Genomic DNA, 18,654 nt, shown 5'->3' on the forward strand with positions numbered 1-18,654 from the left:
CCTTCGGTTTCGTGATGGTAAGGGGTCTGACAGGGCTCAGGGGGTCAGGATGATCTTCCCGGAGACGGTCCCGGACTCCGCGAGCCGCAGCGCCTCGCCGGCCCGCGCCAGCGGCAGCCGGGCCGCGATCGGGGTGACGATGTCGCCGCGCCGCAGCGCCGCGAAGACCTCGGTGAGGTCGGCGCGCAGCCGGGCCCGGAAGCGGTTCTGGTTCATCTTCTTGCCGGCCCAGATGTTGAAGAACGAGGCGCTGCGGCCGTTGGGCAGCGCGGTCCACAGCAGGGTGCGGGCGACGATCTTCAGCACCGGCGCCTGCTTCCAGCCGCTGTCGTCGCGGGTCGAGGCGCTGCCATAGGCGACGAGCGTGCCGCCGCGGGCGAGCAGGTGCCAGGAGTCGACGACGCTGCGCCCGCCGACGTGGTCGAACACCGCGTCCACGCCGCCCGGGGCGAGTTCGCGGACCTGCTCGGGCACGTTCCCGGCGCGGTAGTCGACCGGGATGACGCCCGCGGCGCGCAGCGCCTCGTGGTTGCGGACCGAGGCGGTGCCGATCACCCGCACCCCGGCGGCCAGCGCGAGCTGGGCCAGGACCGAGCCGACGCCGCCGCTGGCGCCGTGCACCAGGACGGTCTGGCCGGCCTGGACGCGGGCCCTGCGGTGCAGCATCTGCCAGGCCGTGATGCCGTTGACCACCACGGTCTCGGCCTGCTCGGCGGTCAGCCCCTCGGGGACCTCGACGGCGTCCCGGACGTCGGCCAGGATGTGGCTGGCCCAGCCGCCGACCTTGGTCAGCACCGCCACCCGCCGGCCGAGCAGGCCCGGGTCCACCCCGGCGCCGGCCGCGTACACCCGGCCGACCACGTCGTAGCCGGGGACGAAGGGGAACGGCGGCTGGTCGTAGTAGCGGCCGCGGCGCATCTGCTGCTCGGCGAAGGAGACCCCGGTGGCCTCCATCGCGATGACGACCTGCCCGGCGCCGGGCCGCGGCACGGCCGTGCGCTGGACCCGCAGGTCCTCCGGCTCGACGATCCCCGGCAGAACCACCTGGACGAGAGTCTGATCGGTCATGGCCGCGGCCCTTCCCGTAGAAGTTCTTGCGTTCGTTACAAGTTATAACTCCTCGATCGAGTGAGTGTCAATCGCACCAGTGATAGCCTCTAACCATGACCGAGACAGAGACCCCCCGGCAGCGCTATCGAACGCAGGTGCAGGAGGAGATCAAGCAGCACGCGTGGGAGCAGATCGCGACGGCGGGAGCGTCCGCGCTGTCGCTGAACGCCATCGCCAAGCAGATGGGGATGAGCGGACCGGCGCTCTACCGCTACTTCGCCAACCGCGACGAGCTGATCACCGCGCTCATCCGGGACGCCTACCAGAGCCTGGCCGACACGATCGGCGCCGCCGCGGCCGATGGCGCGGATCTCAGAGGTCTGGCTCAGGCGATGCGCACCTGGGCGCTGGAGGATCCCCAGCGCTATCTATTGGTCTACGGAACGCCGATCCCCGGCTACGAGGCACCGGAGGACACCACACGGCTCACCTACGAGGTGATGACGATGCTGCTCGAAGCCAGCGGCGCCGAAGGGCTCGCGGCGATGCCGCCGTCACCGCTGCAGCCGCATCTGGCCGAGCACAACGGCTGGGCCGGAGCACGCGCGGAAGAGCCGCCGGCACTGCACCGGGCCCTCGTCTTCTGGACGCGGCTGCACGGGGTGCTGTCGCTGGAGCTGGCCGGGCACTTCGCCGGCATGGGGTTCGACCCGGCGGCGCTGTACGCGGCCGAGGTCGAGGCCGTCGCAGGCTCCTGATCCGCCTGCGACGGCGCGGTGTCACACGGTCCGGTTCAGACGGTGCCGGTCAGGTTCAGACGGTGCCGGTCCGGCTCACACCGTGATCGAGTCGCCGGCCGGGACGATCGAGACCTCGGCCTCGGTCAGGTTGCCGATCATCGCCTTCGCCGACTGCTGGCCCATGTCGCTGAGCAGGATCTCGTGGATCTGGACGGCCCGCTTCGGGGCCACCTCGCGCACGTAGTCCACCGCCTCGCCGAGCTTGGTCCACGGCCCGCTGGTCGGCAGCAGCAGCGTCTCCACCGGCGCCTCCGGCACGTGGTAGGCGTCGCCGGGGTGGTAGAGGCGCTCGTCGACCAGGTAGCCGACGTTGGTCACCCGGGGCATGTCGCGGTGGATCAGCGCGTGCAGCTCGCCGAACACGGCGATGTCGAAGCCGCCGACGGTGTGCCGGTCGCCCGCGGCCACCGCCGTGACCTGGCCGCGCCGCGCCTCCCAGCGCCCGACCACGCTCTCGGGACCGTAGACGCGCAGCTCGGGACGGGCTTCCAGGGCCTTGGCGATCAGCTCCTCGTCGAAGTGGTCGAAGTGCTCGTGGGTGATCAGGACCGCTTCGGCCGCGGCCACCGCCTCGGCCGCGTCGGGGGTGAGCGTCCCCGGGTCGATGACGATCCGGCCCTGGTCGCCGACCAGTGAGACACAGGCGTGGGCGTGCTTGAGCAGCTGCATGGTGAGCTCCCGTCGTCGTTCAATATACAGGGCAGACTGTACAGCATGCCCTGTATAGATGATACCCTGGCCCGGTGAACGACACCCCCGCGAACCAGCCGTCGCCCCCCGTCGAGGAGGTGGCCGCGCACCTGCGCGGCGCCGTCAGCGCCCTGGTCCGCAGCACCCGCGCGGTGGACCGGTTGCCCCCGATCCCGGCGGCGGTCCTGGACCTGCTGGCCGCGCGCGGCCCGATGACCACGGCGGAACTGGCGGCGAGCCGCGGCGTCCGGCACCAGACGATGGCCGCGACCGTGAAGGAACTGACCGACGCCGGCCACCTCGCCGCCGGCCCCGATCCCGCCGACGCGCGCAAGAAGATCCTGTCGCTGACCGAGGCCGGCCGGGACGCGCTCGACGCGGACCGCCGCCAGCGCACCGGCCTGCTCGCCGCGGCGCTGGAGCAGGCGCTGGACGACGAGGAGTTGCGCATGATGGCGCGGGCGCTGGAGCTGGTGGACCGGGTGTCCGCGGCCGTTAACCGGATGACGGCACCGCGATGATGTTCGTGTGACGGTTGAGGGTGCGTGGACGGTGCGCCGCGCTGACGTGCGGGAGCCAGAGGCTCAGGAACTGCTGGTCTCGTACTACGACGAGCTGGTGAGCCGCTACTGGGGACGGCCGTGCCTGCCGGGCGAGGTCGAAGCCGCGATGCGCGACGAGCCCAACGACGATCTGGCGGTGTTCCTGGTCGCGAGCGTGGACGGCGAACCGGCCGGCTGCGTCGGCGTGCGTATGCCGGCCCCTGATCTGGGCGAGTTGAGCCGGATGTACATCCGTCCCGAATTCCGGCGCTCCGGCGGCGGAGCGCTTCTGCTCGGCGAGGCCGACCGCGCGGCCGTGGAACTCGGGGCGCGGGCCATCCGCCTGGACACCCGGCACGACTTGGTGGAAGCACGGGCCATGTACGCGCGGTACGGCTACCGCGACGTCCCGGCTTTCAACGACGGCCCGTACGCCGACCACTGGTTCGAGAAGGCTCTGACGTGATGCCGAACAGCTGAGCGCTGGTGAGAATGGTGGCGTGGAGCCTGTCGACGAAGGGGCGCTTGTCGATGAATCCGTGCGCGAGCTCCCCGGGGCCGCACTGCGCTCTTTCGTCGGCTGGTACTCGGGCTACCGGCAGGCGGGGGTCGCGCCGATGCGGCACCGCGGGCTGCCGTCGCCGTACCTGACGCTCATCCTCACGCTCGACGATCAGCTCACCGTGCTCGCGCACCCCGATCCGGGGCAGGCGCCGGGTGATTTCCGGTTGCTGCTCGGCGGGCTGCACACGGCTCCGGCGCTGATCAGCCACGAGGGCCGGCAGTCCGGCGTGCAGATCGCGCTGAGTCCGTTGGGAGCGCGCGCCGTGTTGGGGATGCCGGCCGGTGAGTTCGCCGAGACCGATGTGGCGGCCGATGACGTGCTGGGCCGCGACATCGTCGACGCTCAGGAGCGGCTCAGGGCCGCGCCGGACTGGCCGGGACGGTTCGCGGCGGTCGACGCGTGGCTTGCATCACGTGCTGCGAAGCAGGCCCGGACGGCGATCGCCGCCGAGCTGACCGAGGCGTGGCGGCTACTTCTGCGCACTGGCGGACGGCTGCCGATCGCCGATCTGGCCGCGGAACTGGGCTGGAGTACGCGGCGCTTGTCCGGGCGCTTCGCCACGGAATTCGGGCTCACTCCCAAGGCTGCGGCCCGGGTGATCCGGTTCGATCGGGCTCGGCGGCGCTTGGCGGATCGGGCGCGGAGCGGACCGGTCGACGTGTGGCCGGACGTTCCGGCCCGTGGCCTCGACTTGGGCCTTGCCGACCTCGCCGTCGATGCCGGCTACTACGACCAGGCGCACATGGACCGCGAGTTCAATGCGTTGGCGGGATGCCCACCGGTCCGCTGGCTCGCCGAAGAGTTCCGAAATATCCAATCCGGCGCCATGCCCGGCGAGTGAGGGTGGAGGCACGGGACACGACCGCGAAGGAGATGCTCCAGATGACTCCCACGACCACCGAAACGACTCCCCCGCCGCAGGTCTGGCCCACGCTGCGGGCGACGGACGCGCCAGCCCTGATCCGGTTCCTCACCGAGGCCTTCGGTTTCGAGGCGACCGTGGTGTACCAGGACGGCGACCAGGTCCACCACGCCGAACTCGCCTGGCCTGAGGGCGGCGGCGTCATGCTCGGCTCGGCCAAGCCGTCCGACGGCGACGCGTGGCCGCTGGCGCCCGGCGCGTTCGGCGCATATGTCGTCACCGACCACCCTGACGAGCTGTTCGCTCGGGCCAAGGCGGCCGGTGCCGAGATCTTGCAGGAGGTGTACGAGACCGACTACGGGTCGCGCGACTTCCGGGTGCGGGATCCCGAGGGGAACCGCTGGTCTTTCGGGACGTATCGCGGACATCCGCGCGCGAGCGCTTAGCAGCGCCGCTTACTCAGGCCTCGGGGAAGAGCACGGCGGCGACGTGGTGCGTGTCCGTGTACTCCTTCACCGACGTGATCTTCCCGTCCCGGACCGTGAACACCGCCGCGCAGCGGTTGTCGTACGTCGCGCCGTTGGCGGCGGTCGCCTTGGATGTCCACTCGGCCATGACCTGCTCACCGTCGGCGAAGGCGTTGACCAGACCGATCACCACCGGCGCCGAGGTGTCCAAGTAGGCGCCCATGCCGCCGAGGAAGTCGTTGATGATCGCCTCGCGGCCCTCCCACAGGCCCGAGATCGGCAGGCTGCCCGGGTAGAGCCAGGTGGCGTCCTCGGCGAAGCTGTCGAAGATGGTCTGGGCATCTCCGTCGCGCACCGCCTCCACGTAGCGGACGACGACGGTCTTCGGGTCGGTGACGTTGTTCATGATCATGCTCCTTTATAAGGCGTCTGCTTGGGGAACGTCGCGTCAGGCGATGGTGAGGACCGCGTTGCCGCGGACGCCCCGGTCGCGCAGCCGGGTCAGCACGTCGGCGGTCTCGGTCCAGTCGGCCACCAGCCCGATCTCCGGGTGCAGGCGGTCGGCGGCGACGAGGCGGACCAGAGTCTGCAGGTCCTGTCCGTAGGTCGAGTCCGAGTCGGCGTAATGGAAGTGCCGGATGGTGGCCGATTCGGGGCCGGCGAAGAAGTCGAAGAAGTCCAGCGTCGCCGGCTGCCGGCTGGCCTGGCCGAACCAGACCAGCGTCCCGCGCCGGGCCAGCTTGGCCAGCGCGGCCGCCAGGTTCGGCCCGCCGGTGGACTCCAGGACCAGGTCGAAGGGTCCGTCCGCGGCCTGGATCGAGGGCACGACCCGGGCCGCGCCGAGCTCCAGCAGCCGGGCCCCGCGCTCGGCCGAGGAGCTGACCGCGGTGATCTCCAGCCCGGCCGCGGCCGCGAGTTCCACGAAGTAGTGGCCCACACCGCCGGAGGCCCCGGTCATCAGGACCCTGCGTCCGGCGGCCGAGCGCGTCACGTGCAGCAGACGCAGCGCGGTGAGCCCGGCCAGCGGCAGCGCGGCGGCGGTGACGGCCGGCACGGTGTCGGGCAGTTCGGCCAGCGACGCGGTCGGGACCGCCACGTATTCGGCCCAGCCGCCCTGCGGCGGATGCCCCACGACGCGGGTGCCGGCCGCCGGACCCGAGCCGTCGGCCGCCGCCTGGACCACGAGGCCCGCGACGTCCTTGCCGGGCCGCCAGTCCGGGCGCGGCGCCTCCAGCTGGAACGTCTCGCCGCGGTTGACGGAGTACGCCTCCACCTTTATCAGGGCCTCGTCCGGACGCGGCTGCGGCTGGTCCACCGCGGTGAGTTCGACGGACGGGCCGGGCCGGCCGGTGGCTGTCATGGCCTTCATGGCGATCTCCCCTTCTTGCCTTCTGGCTGCTGCTTGGTGCTGCCTGTCGCTGCTCGCTGCTGCTGCTCGCTGCTTGTTCCTTGCGAGATCAAGAAGACCACCGGGCCGAAAGGCGGGTCCAACAACCGGCCCGCGGTTTCGACAACCATCGGTGGTAGGCCATGGTGGAAGGCATGGATCTTGACCTGGCGCAGGTGCGGGCCTTCGTGACCGCGGCCGATCGGCTGCACTTCGGGCAGGCCGCCGAGCAGCTCGCGGTCAGCCAGCAGGCGCTGTCCAAGCGCATCGCGCGCCTGGAGGCCGAACTGGGCGTGCAGCTGTTCCTGCGCGCCGGGCACGCCGTCGAGCTGACGGACGCCGGACGCCGCTTCCTGGAGCCCGCGCGCCGGACGCTGGCCGACGCCGACCGCGCGGTGGCGGCCGCGCGCCACGTCGACCGGCCGTTGCGGATCGACTTCTGGGGCCACCTGTTCGCGCCGATGCGGACGCTCGCACCGGTCATCGACCACGTCGCCGACGCCGTCACCGTCGAGACCGGGCCCGGCCGCGACCTGCCCGGCGTCCTGGACGGCCTGGCCCGCACCGCCACGGACGTCGGATTCGGGCGCGTGCACGGAGTCGGGGTCGGGAACGGGGTCGGGAATGGCGGGACCCGCGACACGGCGTACACCCACCGGCTGGTGCGGCTGGAACCGGTGGATGTCATGGTCGGCGCAAGGCATCCGCTCGCCGACCGGTCGCAGGTACGCCCCGACGAACTGCGTGACAGCGTCCTGTGGTGCCCGGCGGCGCTGGAACGGCTGGACTTCTACCAGCGGTTCGCAGAGCACTTCGACATCCGCGCCGAATCCGGCACCGCGAATCTCGGCATCGACCACTTCCTCGAGCAGGTGGCAGCCGATCCGGCACGCTTCGCACTCGTCCCCGCGGATCTGGAACTGCCGGAACGCATCCGGGTCCGCTCGCTTCCACTTGTCGAGCCGACGCCGCTGTACGCGTGGTCGCTGGTGTGGCCGGCGGCGGATCCGCACCCGGGGGTCGCACCGCTGCTGCGCGCCTTCGCCGAAGTCGGCGGCCGGAGCCGCTGGCTGGAGTACCGGCCGGGGCGTGACTGGTTGCCCGCCGGCGACGTATCAGAGGTCGAAGGCGGCAGCGGCTCTGTCTCTTGAGAACGAGAAGCCGCCTGCCGACATGCCGCCATTCAGGGGACGGCCGGGTGCGGACCGGCTCAGGGCGTGTTTCGCTGCAACGGGGCTGTTCGGTCCCGGCGCGGGAAGGAAGCATGATCATGCCCACCTATGACCCGAACCAGATAGCGAACCTCGTCGGCCAGCTCGGCGGTGACCACCAGCAGGCGGCTCAGCGGTTGCAGGGGATGGGCGGTCAGATCGACCCGCGGCAGCACGCGGACACCCTGCAGCAGATGGGGATCGACCCGCGGAAGCTCCAGGACGGCGACTACCAGCAGCATCTCGACGCGCAGGACCAGCCCGGGTTCCAGGGCTATCGGAGCGGCGACATGTCCGAGCAGACGCCTCAGTTCGGTGAGCGAAGCGGCCAGGACCAGACGGACGAGGACGACGAGATCCCGAACTTCCAACAGTTCGACCAGGGCCAGGCCGGGATGCGCGGCATGGAACCCCACCCCGACCCGCAGATGGCCGACGACCAGCAGATGGTCGGCCGGCGGAGACCCCGCAAGAGCCGGGAATCCCAGCAGGACCAGCGACCGATACAGGACCAGTGAGCGACAAAGGTGGCACTCCCCGACGTGCTGGGCCGCCCCGTGGACTTCAGTGCTCGATGACACCGGCTGCTGATCGGCCGTGGCGTTAGCAACGCTAAACACAGCACGTAGAAAATCCCCGCACCCCTCCGGCCGCCGGCGTGCGAGCCTGGCTGGACAGGTGTGCGCTGCTCGGGAGGGATCGGGTCATGCAGTTGAGTTCTGCGCAGATGTTCCACCATCGGTGGTGTGCGGCGTTGGCCGCCGGGAACGTGGCGGCGGTGCGGGACCTGTTCCACCCGGACGCCGTCCAGGTCTCGAGTGCGACCGGGCAGGTGCTGAGCGGTGTGGAGCAGATCGCCGGGGCGCTGGAGCAGCTGATCGGCGTGGCCGGGCCGATCGCCACCTCGGGGGTGGAGAGCTTCGTCGATCTCGGTGACGCCTTCTGCGTGGAGTCGGTGCAGTCCACCGCCTACGCGCAGGCGTTCTGCTATGACGTGTTCGTGATCGACGGCGGCCGCATCCGCTTCCACGCCACCGGAAGCATCTCGCCGCGCGCCCTGGCGCCGCTGCCCCAGCCGTCCGGGCCCACGCAGGGACAGGACCTGTACCGGCGTTACTGGGCCGCCACCAGCGCGCAGGATCCGAACGGACTGGCCGCGGTGTTCGGCCCGGATCTCCGCTTCTCCAACGTGGGCAACGTGGTCTACGGCCGGAACGAGGTCATCGGCGCGGTGCAGCGCTTCTGGGGCAGCGGCATGGGATCGGCGCTGAAGACCGTGTCGCGCTTCGTCGAGACGCCCCAGGCGCTGTGCGTGGAGGCGACGGCCGATGTCGGCGGCCGGGGCGGGCGGCTGGACCTCGCCTACTACGAGGTGTGGATGCTCCGGCAGGGGCAGGTCAGCCACCTCATCAGGGGTCTGATCACGCCGCGCCCCGCCGAGCTGAAGCAGATCATGCAGAAGGCGGCCGACACCAACATGCGGACCTTGCAGGACTTCACGCAGGCGACCATGCTGCGCAACGCCATGCAGGTCCGCTGGTAGTCGGCTGTCGGCTCATACCTCAGTCGGCGCGGTCTTCAGCCGGCATCGACTCACTCCTCAGCTCGCATAGACCTCGAACTCTGATATCTGCCCGGCCGGCCATCCCGTGTTCGCGGTGAACGTCAACCGGACGTAGCGCACGCTGGCCGTCGGGAAGGTGATCGTGACGGCGTTGCCCGTCGCCGGATCGAAGCCGTAGCCGGCGGAGCCGACCAGCGTCGAGGCCGCACTGGCGTCCGCGCCTCCGGTGACCGACAGCGTCTGGGTCCGTGCTGCCCAGGCGGTGGCCGGCGGCAGCTTCAGCACGATGCGGGACACCGGCGTCGCCGCCCCGAGGTCGACCATCAGCCACTGCGGGAAGGCGTTGTCGATGCTCTCCCAGTAGGAGTTCGGGTCGCCGTCCACGGCGTTCGACGACGCGTAGCCCTGCGTGTGGCCGCTCTCCGAGGTCGCCTTGCCGAGCGCCAGATTCGCGTTCGCGGCCGGGTCCGTCGTCGCCGAGACCGTCGCGGAGGGCTGGGACAGGTTCCCGGCCGCGTCGGTCGCGACCACCGCGAAGCTGTACGACCTGGACGGGGACAGGCCGGTGACGGTCGCCGACGTAGCGGCCGTGGTCAGCGCCGTCGCACCGTTCAGCTTCACCTGGTAGCCGGTGACCCCGACGTTGTCGGTGGACGCGGTCCAGGACAGCGACACGCTGGTCGAGGTGTGCCCGGTGACCGTGAGGTTGGTCGGCGCGGAGGGCGGCGTGGTGTCGCCACCGCCTGATCCGCTCGGCGCGTAGACCTGGAATTCCGAGAGCTGCCCAGCAGGCCAGCCGGTGTTCGCCGTGAAGGTGGCCCGCAGATAGCGGACGGACGCGGTGCCGAAGGTCACCGTCACGCTGTTGCCCGACGCCGGATCGAAGGTATAGCCGGCGGATCCGGCCAGCGTGTTGAAGGTCGAGCCGTCAGTACTGCCGGCCAGGGTGAGGGTCTGCGTGCGGGCACCCCACGACGACGGCAGCTTCATGACGACCGACGCCACGGCCGTCGCGGAGCCCAGATCGACCTGGAACCACTGCGGGAAGGCGCTGTCGACGCTCTCCCAGTAGGTGTTCGGGTCACCGTCGACGGCGTTCGCGGACACGTAGCCCTGCGCGTTGCCGCTGGCCGAGGTCGGCTTGCCGAGGGCCAGATTCCCCGATCCGCCGCCGGAGCTGAGCACCGGCTGCGTCGGCCGGGTGGCGGTCAGCGCGAGCTGTCCCTTCAGCATCCGGCCGCCGTCGGCGGTGAGCCGCAGGTAGTAGTCCGACGAGCACGCCGTCCCGTCCTCGTCCAGCGCCAGCAGGCCGGAGCCGGTCGGGGACATGGACTGGTTCTCGGCCGTCTTCGCGATCTGGTTGCCCTCGCCGTACTCGTCGAACATCGAGATGTAGATGCTCTGCGTCCCGGCGCGGGCCATGTTGTAGAACTGGCGCCACATGAAGTCGCCGTGGACCCGCTGCCGTCCCGACACGTCGCCGGGCAGGACGCACGGCTGGTAGTCGACGTTGTTGGCGGTGCAGTCGGCGAGGTCGGGGACGGTGAGGGTGGTGTAGGCGTTGTCCGAGTCGGCCGCGGTGCCGATCGCGCCGACCATCCACGGCGAGAGCATGTCGAAGGCGTGGTAGACGCCGATGTACCCCGGGCGCGAACCGCCGGTGCCGGTGCGCCATTCGCGGGGCACACCGCCCATCACGTAACAGCCCTGACTCTTGAACCAGGTGATCACGTCCAGGCAGGTCGGGGCGTCCCAGGGATGGTTGGCGTCGTTGAAGCCGAAGCCCCAGACGCCCACGACCGGCTTGCCGTTCTGGCGCGCGTACGCGGATGAGGCGGTCAGGGCGGACATCTTGGCGGTCCAGTCGGCCTTGATCTCCGTCTGCATCGAGGTCCAGCCGGTGACGTCGTACATGATGTAGAACTTGCGGCCGTAGGTCTCGGCGGAGGAGCGCACCTTGGTCGCCATCGCGTCCCGGGTCGGGCCCTCGGAGCTGTTCGGGTTGAAGCGCTGCAGAGCCGCCGTGTCGCAGCCGTTCTGCTGCATCCACAGGAAGTGGGTGTCGACGGTCTGCTGGTCGTAGGACGAGAACAGGGTCGCGGGCTGGCCGTTGCCGAGGTTCGCGTACGCGGTCTGGTACGTGTGCGTGTACTCGCGCATGTCCGGCCACGCCTTGATGACGTTGTTGGACGGCGACGGCGTCTGCGACCAGTTCTGGGACCAGTGCCACCACCCGTTGATCGGCGCTCCGTCCCCGGCGCAGGCGAACCATCCCTGGTAGCCGACGGTGATCTTGCCGACGACGTCGCCGGCGGGGCTCGCCGCGCGCGCCGCCGGGGCCGCGAGCAGCTCCGGCCCGGCGATCAGGGCCGCGGCCGAGCCGGCCGCGGCGGTGGTGAGGAATCTTCGGCGGGTGACCGTCATGGTGGTGGATCCTCCTGGCTGGCTTGACGCTCTTCCGACATGGAGGTGTAACTTTCGTACGGGCCATAGTTACAAAAGAGATGAGCTCTTGCAATAAGCTGACGATGCTCATATAAGAGCTCGTAGATGGTGCCGGGTGTAGGTTCGCTGGCATGTCTGCACCCCCGGTCCTGCGCGACGTCTTCCGGACCCTGATGGAACGGCGCGGCGACGCTGCCGCCTCGATCACCTTCGATGACGGTCCCGGCCCGGTGGCGCGGCTCGACGTCTTCATCTACCGGCCCGCCGATCCCGCCGGCCTCACCACGTTCGTGACGGTCGGGATGTCCACCGGGCCGATGCCGGCGGCCGACGGCACGGAGGGCGGCCGCGCCGAACTGTGGCTGTCGCGCGCCGGGCTGCTCGCCCCGGAGGACGAGCACCAGATCGCGATGCAGCTGGCGAACCTGGCCGTGTACCCGTGGAAGACCGGCCGGGCGGTGAGCTGGGCCCAGATCGTCGGGTTCGAGCAGGACTTCCCGACGTTCCCCGGGTGCCAGGCGGTGTTCCTGGCCGGGCCGCTGCTGGCGGACACCCCCGACTGGCTCGACACCTGCGAGGGCCGGGTGCGGGTGATAACGGTCGTGCCGATCACGCAGGAGGAGCGCGCCGCCGCCGCGACGGTCCCGCCGATGACGTTCGCCGACAGCCTGATCGAGTCCAGGAATGTGTTCACAGCGCCGTCCGCCGCGCATACCTGAGCGGCGTTCGGCCCGACGCACGACGACGGCCCCGGCTCGGTTCTCCGAGCCGGGGCCGTCGTGTTCGGCGGGGGCGGACTACTTGCCGAGAGCTGTGAATTACTTGCCGAGATCTGTGTACTACTACTTGCCGAGATCTATGTAGGTCTTGTCTCCCATGAGGTCGGACAGGAAGCTGAACTGCAGGCCCTTAGCGCCGGCCGGGACCTCGAAGGCGACCGGGCCGCGCATCGACTCCCCGGCCGAGATGTTCCCGTCCGGAGGGTTGCCGTCGGCGCCGACGACGATGGTCTCGGTGTAGGTCGCGTTGGTGGAGTCCTTCAGGCCCAGCTGCATCATGCTGGAGAAGGCCTGCGTGGAGCTGCCGCTGTTGGCCACCTCGACGTCGAGCAGGACGTAGGCCTTGCCGGCGTCGGGCTGGTCCATGTCGCTGGTGTACGGATAGGTGACCTTGTGGACGGTCACCGTGTACGAGCCCACCTTCACCTGCTGGCCGACCTTGAAGGTGCCGCTCGCGGCCGGCGCCGAGGACTTCGCGCCGCCGGCGGACGACTTGGCCGGCGCCGCCGCGGAGGTCATCGGGTCCTGACCCACCACCGACGCCTTCGTCGAGCTCTGGCAGGCCGAGGTCGCCAAGGCCAGCGCCGCGGTCAGGGCGATCACGCCGAGGCCGGTCCGAACCGGGCCGCGGGCCGGGGAGAAGTGTTCACGGCTCATCTGTGTACTCCTGAGTTCGAGGGCTTCGTTCGTGTCCTGAGAGAGCGAACCACATTGCTGTGAACACTGTCAACAGACAAGTTCTCATCCCTGATCGCTGGCGCTTGTGAACACATGCTGGGTAGGCTGCGGCCATGACGGAGCAGACCGAAGTCACCGCCGCCCAGATCGCCCGCCTCGCCGGCGTCGGCCGCGCCGCCGTGAGCAACTGGCGGCGGCGGCACTCCGGCTTCCCCGCCCCGGTCGGCGGCAGCGACACCAGCCCGACGTTCTCGCTGGCCGAGGTCGAGCGCTGGCTGCGGGCCGAGGGCAAGCTCGCGGAGATCCCCGCGGGCGAGCAGCTGTGGCGGGCCGTGGACGGCGCGGGCAGCGCGGGCGGCGGCGAGGCGGCGACGGCCGCGGCGCTCGCGGCGCTGGGCACGGCGCTGGCCTCCGGCGGCGAAGCCTCAGGCGGCTCCGATCTGCTGGATCAGGCCCTTGCGATCGCCGGAGACACCGGGCGCGGCGAGGTCTTCGAAGAGCTTCTCGGCCGCTACCTCGACGTCTACGCCCGAGATCGCGACACGGGTTCGGCGACGCCGGCGCTGGCGGCGTTGATGGCCGCGATCGCGATGCCCCGGGAGCGCGCGGACAAGGCCGTCGTCCACGATCCCTCCTGTGGCGCGGGAACGCTTCTGCTCGCCGCTGCCGCCGCCGGTGCCGGATCGCTCGTCGGCCAGACCGCCGACGACGTGCTCGCGCCGCTGGCCCAGGCCCGGCTCGCCGTCGCGGTGGCCGGCAGCGGCCGCACCGCCGATGCCCGGACTCACGATGCACGGACCCTCGATGCCCGGACCCTCGATGTCCGGACCGTCGATGCCCGGACCCTCGATGTCCGGGCCGGCGACGCGCTGCTCGCCGAGGCGCACCCGGCCCTCGAGGCCGACACGGTGCTCTGCCAACCGCCCTCCGCCCAACGGGACTGGGGCTACGACGAACTCGCCTACGACCCCCGCTGGGAGTACGGCATGCCGCCGCGCGCCGAGGCCGAACTGGCCTGGGTCCAGCACGCGGCGGCCCGGCTGCGGGCCGGCGGGACGGCCGCGATCCTGCTGCCGCCGGCGGTGGCCGCGCGGCGTCCGGGACGCCGGGTCCGCGCCGAGTTGCTGCGGCGCGGGGCTCTGCGGGCCGTCGTCGGACTGCCCGCGGGAAGCGCGGCCCCGTATGGGCTTTCGCTGCATCTCTGGGTACTGCGACGCCCCGGGCTCGCCGATCCGGCGCCGAGCCGCGTCCTGTTCATCGACCAGAGCGATGCCGACCGTTCCGGGCGCGCGGACCGAGTGCCTTCGGAGTCGGCCGCCGAGCGGATTCTGGCCGCGTGGCGCGCGTTCGACCGGGATCCCGAGGCCTTCCAGGGCGAATCAGGGCTCAGCGTCGCGCTGCCGATCATCGACTTGCTCGACGACGCGGTGGACCTGAGCCCCGGCCGGCACGTCCCGCGTCCCGACACCGGTCTTGGCTACGGCCGGCTACTGGAATACCGCACGACCACACAGGAGATCCTGGCGCGCCTGGCCGACGTGCTGCCGCCGCTGGGGACGGAAGCCGAGCCCGCGACCGTCTGGCCGTCGACCACCCTCGGCGATCTGGCCCGCGCCGGAGCACTGAGCATCGCCGGCGATGTCGAGGTCGCGGCCGGCGACATCCTGGTGCCGGTGCTGGGCGGCGCGCTCGGGCAGGCGCGGGTGGTCGCCGAGGGCGATCCGGCGATCGGGACCCTTCCGGGGCGCGGGGCGTCCGTGGTCCGCACGGATCCGGCGCGGCTGGACCCGTGGTTCGTCGCCGGGTACCTGCGCAGCGACACCGTCGCCCGGCAGGCGGTGAGCCACGCGTCCACCAGCAGCCGCATGGACCTGCGCAAGGCACCGCTGCCGCGGCTTCCGCTGGAGCGGCAGCGCGGATACGCCGAGGCGTTCCGGAGGATCGCAGAGTTCGGCGACGTCCTGCGGCAGGCCGCCGATGCCGGCGAACGGCTCGTCCAGGGCATCACCGACGCGCTCGCCGAGGGCACCGTGACGCCGTCGGGCGGCGAGGGGAAGTCCTGAGGCCGGCAGTGCTCACACCGCTGGTCCGGCGCTGGCAACCTCAGTAATCTGAGCGCACTATGAGCGCACCGCTGCCGCCGTCGGCTCCTTACCCTCCGCCCTCCGCGGGAGCGCGGGCTCGGAGGGTGACCGCCCGGGTCTTGTGGACGGCGATCCCGTTCTGGACAGTCGGGATCTGCGGGTGGGTGCCGGCGGTGCACATCGCGCGCCGGCGGCGGACCGCGAGGGCGTGGTGGTGGGTGGCGGCCTTCGTGGGCGCGATGGTCGCCGAGTTCGTGGTGGTGGAGCTGATCCCCAAGAACGCGAACACCTGGGAGAGCTTGATCGGCGACACCGTCGTCCTCGGCTACCTCATCACGGCGACGGTGCATGCCTGGAAGGGCTGCGGCCCCGGCCTCCCCGCGCTGCGACCGGCCGCGGAGCAGCCCTGGTACGGCCAGTCACCTCTGCCCGCGGCGACTCCGGTACCGCCGACACACCTGTATCCGGCGACCTTCGTGGCACCCGGGTTCGCGCCGACCGCCACGTCGGCTGCTCCGGTCGTCCCGCCGGTGACCGCGGCGGCCGCGCACGACATGGCCGCGGAGGTCCAGGCCGAACTCAGGGAGCTGCGAGGCCTCCTCGGCGGCGGGGACGCCCGGTGACGCGGGGCCGGGTGATCGCCGGCCGCTACCGCCTGGACGTCCCGCTCGGCCGGGGCGGCATGGGCGAGGTGTGGCGGGCCTACGACGAGCGCCTGGACCGGCACGTCGCGGTGAAGCTCATCGTGGCCGGCGCCGCGCACCACCCGGACCGGCCGATGCTGGCCAAGCGGTTCTCCCGCGAATGCCGGGCGCTGGCCCGGATCGACCACCCGGGCGTGGTGACCATCCACGACGCCGGGGTCGACGGGGATCCGGACGACGGCGAGCTGTACCTGGTGATGCAGCGCATCGACGGCATGAGCCTGGCCGACTTCGTCGCCGAGCACGACGGCGTGCCGTGGCCGCAGGCGGCGGCGCTGGGCGCGCAGATCGCGACGGTGCTGGCGGCGGTGCACGCGATCCCGGTGGTGCACCGGGATCTGAAGCCGGGCAACGTGATGCTGCGGCCCGACGGGACGGCCGTCCTGCTGGACCTGGGCATCGCGGCGGTGTTCGACCCGGATCTCAGCAAGCTGACCCGCACCGGCGAATCCCTCGGCAGCCCCGGCTACATGGCGCCGGAACAGGCGTCCTCCGGGATCGCCGGGCCGCCGAGCGACCTGTACGCGCTGGGCTGCGTGCTGCACGAGGTGCTGACCGGCCACCCGGTCTTCCACGCCCCGACGCCCTACGCGCTGTTCGCCAAGCACGCCACCGAACCGCCGACGCCGGTGCGCACGCTGCGGCCCGACGTCCCGCCGGCGTTGGAGGCGTTGATCCTGGAGCTGCTGGCCAAGCAGCCGCAGTCCCGGCCGGCCTCGGCGCACGAGGTGTACCACCGGTTGGTCGCGCTGCTGCCGAAAGCCCCGGCGGACAAGGCGGATCAGCCCTTCGACCCCTTCCGCCCGTTCCACTCCCCGATGGCGCCGCCGCCCGGCCCGTCCGCCCGCACACCGGGCCACACACCGGACCGCGCACTGCCGGCCGCCGACCGCGACGGCCCGGAGATCGGCCTCGCGACCTCCCTGGCCGAGGCCGAACGGCTGGTCGGCGAGGGCAGCTACGCCCCGGCCGTGCAGATCCTGGGATCGGCGCTGGCCTTCGCCCAACGCGAGCACGACCCGCACGGCCCGGTGGTGCGGACGCTGCGCAAGCAGTACGCCAGGATCCTGATGCTCGACGGCCAGTCCGCCGCCGCCCTGACCGAGTTCGACCGCCTGGCCCGCACCGCGGCCGCCGACCACGGGCCGGGCAGCGACGAGGCCCTGGGCTTGCGCTACCAGGCGGCGCAGTGCCGCGAGCAGACCGGCGACGTGACCGGCGCCCTGGCCGAGTACCAGGCGATCCTGCCGGCGTACGCGGCGCTCCCGGCCCACGACGCGCGCAAGTCGCTGGCGATGCGCGAGCGGATCGGGCGCCTGCTGGTCGCCACGGGGCAGCCGCAGCAGGCGTGGCCGGTGCTGGCGGAGGTGCTGCGAGATCGGGAGCGGGATCTGGGGATTCAGCATCCTGATAACGTGGCCTTGCGGGGAGTGTTGCAGCAGATCGGCGGGTGGGTGGGGTTGCGGTGACGTCGAGCCGTTAGCGCTGCTACATACGGCCCTTAGCAAATCTCGGTGCCGGTCGCGGTGCCGCTATGCAAGTCTGGCGCCTATGACGCGGATAACTTTTATCCCGTTCGTCGGGATCATAGGCATTTGCACCCTCGCTCTGGCAGGGTGTGGCGACTCAACGGGGACCACCAACGGCACCGGCTCCGGTGCGCCCTCAGCCCTCGGGGTCCCGCCGACCGCGAACGGGGCGCAGAGCAGCGGCGCGCAGGGCAATGAGACACAAGGCAATGAGACACAGAGCACATCGGCGGGCGCCGGTACAGGCGCGGGCAGCAGTGGCGGCACCAGCAACGCCCCCACGCTCGCGCTCGGCGGGTGGACGCTGTCCGCCCCGAACTCCGTCTTCGGCTTCGCGCAGATCCAGCCGCAGGCCTCGAACCTGACGAAGATCCGGTCCGAGCTCGCCGCCAGCAGCGCGCAGCTCGGCGTCGCCGGCCGCACCCCGGTCATCGCCGTCTACGACGACCCCACCCACGACGTCTACGTCATCTTCGCGGGCTACAACGGCTCCGGCTTCGACCCGGCCAAGCTCACCGCGAAGTTCGGCAAGATGCCGTCCACCAGTGACGACGGCGCGGGCGACCGCATGACCACGAACAACGTGCAGACCGACCCCGGCCCGCACGGCGGCACCGCCGGCTGCTCCTCGGTGCTGGACCAATCCGGGGCCCTGGCCGCCGAGTCGACGGCCTGCGAGTGGATGACGTCCACCACGATGGGCAGCGTCTCCTACTACCCCAAGGGCGACAACCAGAAGATGGTGTTCGGCACCGGTCCGGAGGTCATGGGCAAAGTCATGCGCGACCTGCGGAACCTGGTCGAGCACAACTCCTGACGTCCGTTCGGCCGCACGACGGGATATGTCACGGCGGCGTTCACGGGATACTCGCGCGACATCAACGCGCCCTTACACAAACCCACTTCCAGCAGGGGATTCACCGTCCCCGACGACAGTATTCGAACATTCTGTCCACTGACTCTCAGTAACCTGACAGGCCCCACGGCCCGGTTTCGGTCTCATGCGACCGAACCGGGCCGTCTTGTTGACGGCGGCGATGAACGCGACCATCTTGTTCGACGTGGACTCCCCGAACCTCAAGCCACGATCAAGCCCGCGGGTCGATCTTGGTGCCGTCGCGCCCTTGCCACGCGCGTAAGAGGTCTTCTAAGCTCCTGGGGTGAGATATTGATCCGACGAGAACAACGGCTTGCGAAACGTTCAAACCTCTTACCGCAATGAATACACCGCACGGGGATAGCGATGATGGGACCGCGAATCTTATTGCCGACAGGGCTGCGGTTCCGCCTCGGGGAC

19 protein-coding genes are annotated in these 18,654 nt (G+C 70.9%); 13 read left to right on the forward strand and 6 right to left on the reverse strand.

Annotated features, from left to right (window positions below):
• Positions 1–36: 36 nt before the first annotated feature.
• Positions 37–1,068 carry a medium chain dehydrogenase/reductase family protein gene (locus ABH926_RS36710; RefSeq protein WP_370370557.1) on the reverse strand — a complete coding sequence of 344 codons (1,032 nt, stop codon included), beginning with the start codon at positions 1,066–1,068 and terminating at the stop codon, positions 37–39.
• A 95-nt stretch (positions 1,069–1,163) separates the two neighbouring features.
• Here ABH926_RS36710 and ABH926_RS36715 point away from each other — a divergent pair, with 95 nt between their 5' ends.
• Positions 1,164–1,808 (forward strand): TetR/AcrR family transcriptional regulator, encoded by a 645-nt coding sequence (locus ABH926_RS36715; protein ID WP_370370558.1) that lies wholly within the window; start codon positions 1,164–1,166, stop codon positions 1,806–1,808.
• Positions 1,809–1,883: 75 nt separating this feature from the next.
• Here the strand turns inward: ABH926_RS36715 and ABH926_RS36720 are convergent, their stop codons facing one another.
• Complete coding sequence (locus ABH926_RS36720) at positions 1,884–2,519, reverse strand: MBL fold metallo-hydrolase (protein WP_370370559.1); 636 nt, start codon at positions 2,517–2,519, stop codon at positions 1,884–1,886.
• A 74-nt stretch (positions 2,520–2,593) separates the two neighbouring features.
• Between ABH926_RS36720 and ABH926_RS36725 the strand changes: the two genes are divergently transcribed.
• The 4 genes from ABH926_RS36725 to ABH926_RS36740 are packed head-to-tail and all read left to right on the forward strand — an operon-like array spanning position 2,594 to position 4,955.
• Positions 2,594–3,061, forward strand: a complete 468-nt coding sequence (locus ABH926_RS36725; protein WP_370370560.1) for a MarR family winged helix-turn-helix transcriptional regulator — start codon at positions 2,594–2,596, stop codon at positions 3,059–3,061.
• Between the two features lie 7 nt (positions 3,062–3,068).
• The gene (locus ABH926_RS36730) at positions 3,069–3,548 is read left to right on the forward strand and encodes a GNAT family N-acetyltransferase (RefSeq protein ID WP_370370561.1); all 480 of its coding nucleotides are present in this window, start codon (positions 3,069–3,071) and stop codon (positions 3,546–3,548) included.
• Between the two features lie 34 nt (positions 3,549–3,582).
• Positions 3,583–4,488: a helix-turn-helix domain-containing protein gene (locus tag ABH926_RS36735; protein ID WP_370370562.1), complete on the forward strand. Its 906-nt coding sequence runs from the start codon at positions 3,583–3,585 to the stop codon at positions 4,486–4,488.
• Positions 4,489–4,529: 41 nt separating this feature from the next.
• Positions 4,530–4,955 (forward strand): VOC family protein, encoded by a 426-nt coding sequence (locus ABH926_RS36740; RefSeq protein ID WP_370370563.1) that lies wholly within the window; start codon positions 4,530–4,532, stop codon positions 4,953–4,955.
• Positions 4,956–4,968: 13 nt separating this feature from the next.
• On the opposite strand, the gene ABH926_RS36745 is transcribed toward ABH926_RS36740, so the two are convergent.
• Both ABH926_RS36745 and ABH926_RS36750 read right to left on the reverse strand, forming a co-directional pair.
• Positions 4,969–5,382 (reverse strand): nuclear transport factor 2 family protein, encoded by a 414-nt coding sequence (locus ABH926_RS36745; RefSeq protein WP_370370564.1) that lies wholly within the window; start codon positions 5,380–5,382, stop codon positions 4,969–4,971.
• Positions 5,383–5,424: 42 nt separating this feature from the next.
• Positions 5,425–6,345, reverse strand: a complete 921-nt coding sequence (locus tag ABH926_RS36750; protein ID WP_370370565.1) for a zinc-binding dehydrogenase — start codon at positions 6,343–6,345, stop codon at positions 5,425–5,427.
• Positions 6,346–6,518: 173 nt separating this feature from the next.
• On the opposite strand from ABH926_RS36750, the gene ABH926_RS36755 reads away from it, so the two are divergent.
• The 3 genes from ABH926_RS36755 to ABH926_RS36765 all read left to right on the forward strand — a co-directional run bounded on the left by ABH926_RS36755 (position 6,519) and on the right by ABH926_RS36765 (position 9,117).
• Positions 6,519–7,514 carry a LysR family transcriptional regulator gene (locus ABH926_RS36755; protein ID WP_370370566.1) on the forward strand — a complete coding sequence of 332 codons (996 nt, stop codon included), beginning with the start codon at positions 6,519–6,521 and terminating at the stop codon, positions 7,512–7,514.
• A gap of 119 nt (positions 7,515–7,633) precedes the next feature.
• Positions 7,634–8,092, forward strand: coding sequence for a hypothetical protein (locus ABH926_RS36760; protein ID WP_370370567.1), 459 nt, complete (start codon positions 7,634–7,636; stop codon positions 8,090–8,092).
• A 188-nt stretch (positions 8,093–8,280) separates the two neighbouring features.
• The gene (locus ABH926_RS36765) at positions 8,281–9,117 is read left to right on the forward strand and encodes a nuclear transport factor 2 family protein (protein ID WP_370370568.1); all 837 of its coding nucleotides are present in this window, start codon (positions 8,281–8,283) and stop codon (positions 9,115–9,117) included.
• A 57-nt stretch (positions 9,118–9,174) separates the two neighbouring features.
• Here the strand turns inward: ABH926_RS36765 and ABH926_RS36770 are convergent, their stop codons facing one another.
• Positions 9,175–11,562 (reverse strand): discoidin domain-containing protein, encoded by a 2,388-nt coding sequence (locus tag ABH926_RS36770; RefSeq protein ID WP_370370569.1) that lies wholly within the window; start codon positions 11,560–11,562, stop codon positions 9,175–9,177.
• Positions 11,563–11,714: 152 nt separating this feature from the next.
• Between ABH926_RS36770 and ABH926_RS36775 the strand changes: the two genes are divergently transcribed.
• Positions 11,715–12,302, forward strand: a complete 588-nt coding sequence (locus ABH926_RS36775) for a suppressor of fused domain protein (RefSeq protein WP_370370570.1) — start codon at positions 11,715–11,717, stop codon at positions 12,300–12,302.
• Between the two features lie 123 nt (positions 12,303–12,425).
• On the opposite strand, the gene ABH926_RS36780 is transcribed toward ABH926_RS36775, so the two are convergent.
• Positions 12,426–13,019, reverse strand: coding sequence for a DUF4352 domain-containing protein (locus ABH926_RS36780; protein ID WP_370370571.1), 594 nt, complete (start codon positions 13,017–13,019; stop codon positions 12,426–12,428).
• A gap of 134 nt (positions 13,020–13,153) precedes the next feature.
• On the opposite strand from ABH926_RS36780, the gene ABH926_RS36785 reads away from it, so the two are divergent.
• The 4 genes from ABH926_RS36785 (at position 13,154) to ABH926_RS36800 (ending at position 18,174) form a co-directional block, all read left to right on the forward strand.
• On the forward strand, positions 13,154–15,103 hold the full coding sequence (locus ABH926_RS36785) for an N-6 DNA methylase (protein ID WP_370370572.1): 1,950 nt from the start codon (positions 13,154–13,156) through the stop codon (positions 15,101–15,103).
• Positions 15,104–15,228: 125 nt separating this feature from the next.
• On the forward strand, positions 15,229–15,747 hold the full coding sequence (locus tag ABH926_RS36790) for a hypothetical protein (protein WP_370370573.1): 519 nt from the start codon (positions 15,229–15,231) through the stop codon (positions 15,745–15,747).
• Complete coding sequence (locus ABH926_RS36795) at positions 15,744–17,297, forward strand: protein kinase (RefSeq protein ID WP_370370574.1); 1,554 nt, start codon at positions 15,744–15,746, stop codon at positions 17,295–17,297. The genes ABH926_RS36790 and ABH926_RS36795 overlap by 4 nt, the downstream gene beginning before the upstream one ends.
• Before the next feature lie 82 nt (positions 17,298–17,379).
• Positions 17,380–18,174 carry a hypothetical protein gene (locus ABH926_RS36800; protein WP_370370575.1) on the forward strand — a complete coding sequence of 265 codons (795 nt, stop codon included), beginning with the start codon at positions 17,380–17,382 and terminating at the stop codon, positions 18,172–18,174.
• Positions 18,175–18,654: the final 480 nt, after the last annotated feature.

Source organism: Catenulispora sp. GP43, from assembly GCF_041260665.1.
GTDB lineage: Bacteria > Actinomycetota > Actinomycetes > Streptomycetales > Catenulisporaceae > Catenulispora.